This is a genomic window from Pantoea sp. CTOTU49201, assembly GCF_032054795.1.
Classification (GTDB): Bacteria; Pseudomonadota; Gammaproteobacteria; order Enterobacterales; family Enterobacteriaceae; genus Pantoea; species Pantoea symbiotica.
Genome location: NZ_DAMBSA010000296.1, coordinates 1 through 6,223, shown reverse-complemented (window position 1 = coordinate 6,223; position 6,223 = coordinate 1). Strand labels below are relative to the sequence as shown.

5 protein-coding genes and 1 pseudogene are annotated in these 6,223 nt (G+C 55.2%); 5 read left to right on the top strand and 1 reads right to left on the bottom strand.

The window, feature by feature from the left end:
• From pgk to argO, 4 genes and pseudogenes are all read left to right on the top strand, one after another.
• A pseudogene (gene pgk, locus RTY00_RS18130) lies at positions 1-331 on the top strand (phosphoglycerate kinase); the annotation flags it as partial.
• A 104-nt stretch (positions 332-435) separates the two neighbouring features.
• A complete protein-coding gene (gene fbaA / locus RTY00_RS18125) occupies positions 436-1,515 on the top strand; it encodes a class II fructose-bisphosphate aldolase (RefSeq protein ID WP_008108269.1) in 1,080 nt (359 codons plus the stop codon).
• A 188-nt stretch (positions 1,516-1,703) separates the two neighbouring features.
• On the top strand, positions 1,704-2,579 hold the full coding sequence (gene mscS / locus RTY00_RS18120; protein ID WP_008108267.1) for a small-conductance mechanosensitive channel MscS: 876 nt from the start codon (positions 1,704-1,706) through the stop codon (positions 2,577-2,579).
• 129 nt (positions 2,580-2,708) lie between these two features.
• Positions 2,709-3,332: an arginine exporter ArgO gene (argO, locus tag RTY00_RS18115; RefSeq protein WP_312665355.1), complete on the top strand. Its 624-nt coding sequence runs from the start codon at positions 2,709-2,711 to the stop codon at positions 3,330-3,332.
• Here the strand turns inward: argO and RTY00_RS18110 are convergent.
• The gene (locus tag RTY00_RS18110) at positions 3,329-5,587 is read right to left on the bottom strand and encodes an FAD-dependent oxidoreductase (RefSeq protein ID WP_409519147.1); all 2,259 of its coding nucleotides are present in this window, start codon (positions 5,585-5,587) and stop codon (positions 3,329-3,331) included. The genes argO and RTY00_RS18110 overlap by 4 nt on opposite strands.
• A gap of 57 nt (positions 5,588-5,644) precedes the next feature.
• Between RTY00_RS18110 and RTY00_RS18105 the strand changes: the two genes are divergently transcribed.
• Positions 5,645-6,223: helix-turn-helix domain-containing protein (locus RTY00_RS18105; RefSeq protein ID WP_312665353.1), on the top strand; the 579-nt coding region annotated here is incomplete at its 3' end.

The window sequence follows — 6,223 nt, the reverse complement described above, 5'->3', positions numbered from 1 at the left end:
GGATAACGAAGAGATTATGGACTTCGGCGACGAAACCGCACAGGCGATGGCCGCTATTCTGAAAGGCGCGAAAACCATTCTGTGGAACGGCCCGGTTGGCGTGTTCGAGTTCCCGAACTTCCGTAAAGGCACCGAAATCGTGGCGAATGCTATCGCCGATAGCGATGCATTCTCAGTGGCAGGTGGCGGCGATACGCTGGCTGCAATCGACCTGTTCGGTATCGAAGATAAGATCTCTTATATCTCTACCGGTGGCGGCGCATTCCTCGAGTTCGTGGAAGGCAAAAAACTGCCAGCAGTTGCTATGCTGGAAGAGCGCGCTAAGCAGTAATTCTTTGGGGGCGGCGCTTTGGCGTCGCCTGAAGGCTAGCCCTTTATGGGGCAATCAAATCGCAATCCCTTCGGGGATGAACGGTAACGAAACGGGACACAAACATGTCTAAAATTTTTGATTTCGTAAAACCCGGCGTTGTCACTGGTGACGACGTTCAGAAAATTTTCCAGGTAGCGAAAGAGAACAAATTCGCTCTGCCAGCAGTTAACTGCGTCGGCACGGACTCTATCAACGCGGTATTGGAAGCTGCGGCCAAAGTGAAAGCGCCGGTCATCGTTCAGTTCTCCAATGGTGGTGCTGCCTTCATCGCCGGTAAAGGTTTCAAAACCGACAAGCCTCAGGGCGCGGCTATCTTCGGCGCTATCGCGGGTGCATACCATGTGCATCTGATGGCTGAACAGTACGGCGTGCCAGTCATCCTGCACACCGACCACTGCGCCAAGAAACTGCTGCCGTGGATCGACGGTCTGCTGGACGCGGGCGAAGAGCATTTCAAGAAAACCGGTAAGCCGCTGTTCTCTTCTCACATGATCGACCTGTCTGAAGAGTCACTGGAAGAGAACATCGAGATCTCTGCTAAGTATCTGGCGCGTATGGCCAAGCTGGATATGACGCTGGAAATCGAACTGGGTTGCACCGGTGGCGAAGAAGACGGCGTGGACAACAGCCACATGGACGCTTCTGCTCTGTACACTCAGCCAGAAGACGTTGATTACGCTTACACCGAGCTGAGCAAAATCAGCCCACGTTTCACCATCGCTGCTTCATTCGGCAACGTGCACGGCGTGTACAAGCCAGGCAACGTGAAACTGACTCCGACCATCCTGCGTGATTCTCAGGAATACGTGACCAAGAAACACAACCTGGCGCACAACGCGCTGGACTTCGTGTTCCACGGTGGTTCAGGTTCTTCTGCTGCAGAAATCGAAGAGTCTATCGGCTACGGCGTGATTAAGATGAACATCGATACCGACACCCAATGGGCAACGTGGGACGGTATTCTGCAGTATTACAAAAAGAACGAAGACTATCTGCAAGCACAGCTGGGTAACCCGACTGGCGTGGATAGCCCGAACAAGAAATACTATGATCCACGCGTGTGGCTGCGTTCTGCTCAGGCTTCAATGGTTGTTCGCCTGGAGCAGGCTTTCAAAGAGCTTAACGCTGTCGACGTACTGTAATTTTTCCTTACAGTAGCAAAAAGGCCCGCAAGGGCCTTTTTTTATGCGTCTCGTCCGGAAAATCCCACGAATTCAGGCCATTTTTGGCGCTTCGCCTTATTTTTGTTTACCCTTGTATTCGGAATGTCGGAGTCAATCTGGCAGTTTTTGGCAATTTCCTGCGGGAAACTCAACAACAGGGCTAACAAATGGAAGACTTAAATGTCGTTGATGGCATTAACAATGCTGGCGGATGGCTGGTACGTAATCAGGAGCTGATCCTGAGCTATGCGGTAAATATTGTGGCGGCGATTGTTACCATCATCATTGGTATGTTCATCGCCCGCATCATCTCCAATGCGATTAACCGCGTTCTGCTGGCGCGTCACATTGATGCGACAGTGGCAGATTTCCTCTCTGCAATGGTGCGTTACGGTATTATCGCCTTCACCATCATCGCTGCACTGGGACGCGTTGGGGTGCAAACCGCTTCCGTCATTGCCGTGCTGGGTGCTGCTGGTTTGGCTGTGGGTTTGGCGCTGCAAGGTTCCCTGTCCAACCTGGCTGCAGGCGTATTGCTGGTGACCTTCCGTCCGTTCAAAACCGGTGAGTTTGTTGATCTCGGCGGCGTAATGGGCACGGTACAAAACGTGCAGATCTTCTCCACCACCTTGAAAACAGCCGATGGCAAAATCGTGGTGGTGCCTAACGGTAAAATCATCGCGGGTAATATCATTAACTATTCGCGCGAACCGATCCGTCGTAACGAATTCATTATTGGCGTCGCTTACGACGCGGATGTTGATCAGGTAATTGCACTTTTCCGTGAAGTGGTTGAAGCGGATGAGCGTGTACTGAAAGACTTGGGTATCCAGATCGGCCTGAATGAACTGGCCGCGTCATCGCTCAACTTTGTGGTGCGTTGCTGGAGCAAAAGCAGCGACCTGCAAAACGTCTATTGGGATCTGATGAAGAACTTCAAACGTACGCTGGACGCGAACGGCATCGGCATTCCTTATCCACAGATGGATGTGCATCTGCATCAGGTGAAGAGCGAGCAACAACAGCCCGCACGCAGCGAATAACAGAGAAGGGCACCTGCGGGTGCCTTTTTTTATTACTTATTCTAATGGCCGATTAAATTTTTCAATTTCCTCTAATATCCTCGCGTCACTATACTGCATCGCATCTCCCCATTTTTTAGGATTATTTCCGTGTTATCTGTTTATTTACAAGGGCTTGCTCTTGGCGCTGCGCTGATTCTGCCGTTAGGTCCGCAAAATGCTTTCGTGATGAATCAAGGCATCAAACGCCACTACCATTTGATGACCGCATCGCTGTGTACCATTAGCGACATTGCGCTGATCTGCGGTGGGATTTTTGGCGGCAGCGCGCTGTTGAATCAATCGCCGATTTTGTTGATGCTGATTACCTGGGCTGGCGTGGCGTTTCTGCTGTGGTACGGCTGGGGCGCGCTGCGCAGTGCGTGGAAGGGCGATGTTTCATTGGCTTCTGACGCAGAGCTGAAACAAGGGCGCTTGCGCATTATTGCTACCATTCTGGCGGTCACCTGGCTCAATCCGCATGTCTATCTCGACACCTTTGTGGTGCTCGGCAGCCTCGGTAGCCAGCTTCCCTCTGAAGATGCGCGTCGCTGGTTCGCATTTGGCACCGTGAGTGCCTCAATTATCTGGTTCTTCGGCCTGGCGCTGCTGGCGGCATGGCTGTCGCCGCGGCTGCGCACCGTGCGGGCGCAGCGCATTATCAATCTGTTGGTCGGTGGCGTGATGTGGTTTATCGCCATTCAGCTGGCGCGTCAGGGCATTGCCGCTCTCTAATGCAGATGTAATCCGTACAGTGCGGGCAGCGCGCCCGCACTGGCGAGCAACTCCAGCCGAATCTGGCTAAAACTCACGCCTTTTGGCACCGCGTGATGACACAGCGAGTGATGATTTTCCGTCACCTCAGCCAAGAGCATCTCATCCAGCCATACACGGTAATGCGTGGTGCAGTGTGGCGTCACCGCCTGTGCGTGCCCCATTTGCACCGTTTCCATCGCATGATCGAAGTCGTTGTCGAACAGCAAGGTAATCTGTTTTGCCCGCTGTGACTCGCTCCAATGCCAGCACGCGTTGGGATGCGCATCATCCTGCGCTGGCACCCAACAATTGGTGTGCTGTTCCGGGCGAAGCTTGCCGTTAAGCAGATAATCGCTGTGCCACAGTTGCAGCGGTGTTTCCAGCGCAAAAGCCAGCAGGATTTGCTGCGGGGCACGGCGCGGCAGCCAGAAATCAAACTCATCAACGCCGTAATCGCCATCGTTAATCTGCCGGGTGCGTTTCGCCACGCGCGGATTCAGACTGTTGAAGACCATCATCACGCCCGGCAAACGCTGGCTGGTTAGCGCAACCTCAATCGCGGCGTTCTCCTCAAAGGCGATAAACACATAGCGATCGCAATCGGCTCGATAATCAAAGCTCAGTCTATACGTGCCTTGTTGATGCACCGTGATGCTCTGCGTGGCCAGATGGCAATCGCCGCAGGTATTTGCCGGGTTATCGCTGGTGAGCAGCGACACCTGTAGTTTCTGCGCATTTGCAGCGCGTAGCTGCACGTTGATCGCTGGCAAACGTTCGCCCGCTTTGAGTGGCAGCAACAACGCACAGCGGGATTTTAGCGGCTGCCAACCGGCATCGGCGGGCAGGGCGCGCAATTGTAAGGTGCTGCTCACCGTGACGTGCGCATCGCGCGCAGGGTTCGCTAACGGATGTCGTGGAATAAACGCGCCCTGACGCAGCAGATGCTGCTGTAGCTGGCCAATGCGGTCCGGCTGCGCCAGCTCGGCAGGCGTGATCTGTTGCTGCTGACATAGCGCTGCCGCGCGACCCACCACTTCGCCCAGCACGCCGCAGGTGCACATAACGCGAGCGCTGCCAAAGGCGACGTGCGTAGCGGAAATCAATCGGCCGGTTAACAGCAGGTTATCCAGCGACTGGCTGTAGAGCGCGCGGAAGGGAATGGTGTAAGTGCCTTTGCTGTGGAACTGTCGACAGCCATCGTGTTCGCTGTAGACGCCGTCGGCCGGATGCAGATCAATCGACCAGCCGCCATACGCCACCGCATCGTAGTGATCGCGCTGTTCGATGATGTCCTGCTGACAAAGCATAGTATCGCCGAGAAAACGCCGACTCTCGCGTTTGCCGGGAATCAGGCCAACCCATTCGATAGTAAGGTTATCGGCATCGGGGAATTCGCCGGAGTTTTTGATGTAATCCCACACGCCCCAGACAATTTTCCACAGCTCCCACTTGATGGTTTCGCTCTCGTGCACGGTATCAAGCCGTCCGCCCCATTCCAGCCACCATAAATCGCAGCCGTTCAGTTCTGAGCTCAGGCGTTTATAGCGCGGGATGGTGGTGATCTCCTTCAGTGCGAAAGAGGGCGCAACGAAGCGTACCGATTGCGCTGCACGCTTGGTGTAGAAGTAAATGGAATGCCCGAGCTTGTGACCAAAATTCTCGCCCGGCGCCATCTTCTCGCCGAACTCCTCCACGGATTCTGCACCCACACGATGCGCCGCACCGGCCAGATAGCCCAACACGCCATCGCCGCTGGCATCAATAAATTGTGACGCCGAAACCTGATAACGCGTTTGATTAATGGCATTGAATGCCTGCACTGACTGCAAGCGGCGGCCAGACTTTTCGATATCGGTAACAACCGTATTGAGCAGCAAAGTCAGGCCGGGCTGCGCCTGCACCATGTCCAGCAGCACCATATCGAACAGCACCGGATTGCCCTCTTTGTTGCGCCACAGGTTCTCCTCCATGATTTCGCCCATGATGCCGCCTTCGCGCGCCCAGCGATTGTTATTGCCCATGTGCGAAGTAGCGCCGTTGGCCCACAAGCGCACTTCGCTGGAAGCGTTGCCGCCCAGTACCGGACGATCCTGAATCAGCACCACATCAAGGCCATCGCGTGCGGCGGCGAGCGCGGCACACACGCCCGCCAGTCCACCGCCGACGATCAGTAACTCCGCTTGTAGCCGTTGTTGCGGAAAGTCGCGCACATTTTGCGTAGAGAAAGTCTGCATCATTTCATTCCTCTGACTCTAAGGCTAAGATTGGATTTTGCCCGCCGCAGGTGATCTATGTCTTCTCAACCCAACCAAAGCCTGATTGACGGTATTCGCTGCCTGCAATATCTGGTGTCCAGTGATAAAGCCGTGGGTTGCCGTGAACTGGCGCGCCAGATGGGGATGAACAGCACGCGTGTGAATCGACTGCTGATGACCATGGCATCGATTGGACTGACCACGCAGGATGAGCATCGACGCTATTTGCCTGGCCCCGGCATTCATGCGCTGGCGGCACAGGCGATTCGCGGATCTTCGCTGTTTGCGCAGGCGTTGCCGCAGCTGGAACTTCATGCGCCGCGCGATATCGTGGTGGCGCTGGGCGTGCTGTGGGAAGATCAGGTGATCTATATCTGGCACTCGGAACCCGGTGAACGCATCAACGCCAGCCAGGCGCTGGCCGGTTTCCGCATGCTGCCCGCGTGGCAATCGGTGATTGGCGTGTCGTTGCTGGCCGCGGAGAGCGATGAGGCGCTGCGCCCGCGTTTTAGCGAAGAACAGTGGCTGCAAATCGCGCCGCTGCTGGCGCGTAAGCGTGCTGAGAGTTACCTGATCTGGCACCGCGATGATGGCGAAATCAGTATGGCGCAGCCG

Excerpts from the sequence above, each read along its gene's own strand:
- mscS (WP_008108267.1), top strand. The coding sequence starts at position 1,704 with ATGGAAGACTTAAATGTCGTTGATGGCATTAACAATGCTGGCGGATGG.
- fbaA (WP_008108269.1), top strand. The coding sequence starts at position 436 with ATGTCTAAAATTTTTGATTTCGTAAAACCCGGCGTTGTCACTGGTGAC.
- RTY00_RS18110 (WP_409519147.1), bottom strand. The coding sequence starts at position 5,587 with ATGCAGACTTTCTCTACGCAAAATGTGCGCGACTTTCCGCAACAACGG.